Raw genomic sequence first — 252 nt, forward strand, 5'->3', positions numbered from 1 at the left:
AGGCCTATAGCTCAGCTGGTTAGAGCGCACGCCTGATAAGCGTGAGGTCGGTGGTTCAAGTCCACTTAGGCCTACCAGTGCCTTTCTTCGATGAAGAAGAGCTAATATATTAAGTCCTATCTTAAGATGGAAGAAATTCCTAATAAGGATAGATTCCGAATACAAGATAGACTCACATGGGGGCGTAGCTCAGTTGGGAGAGCACCTGCCTTGCAAGCAGGGGGTCAGGAGTTCGAATCTCCTCGTCTCCAC

2 tRNA genes are annotated in these 252 nt (G+C 48.8%); both read left to right on the forward strand.

Going from position 1 to position 252, the window contains the following annotated elements:
• Positions 1 to 77 (forward strand) — tRNA-Ile (locus EO111_RS08235).
• A 101-nt stretch (positions 78 to 178) separates the two neighbouring features.
• Positions 179 to 251: transfer RNA gene (locus EO111_RS08240), tRNA-Ala, on the forward strand.
• Position 252 lies beyond the last annotated feature (1 nt).

This window comes from Veillonella sp. CHU594 (genome assembly GCF_003992265.1).
In the GTDB taxonomy this organism is placed as follows: domain Bacteria; phylum Bacillota; class Negativicutes; order Veillonellales; family Veillonellaceae; genus F0422.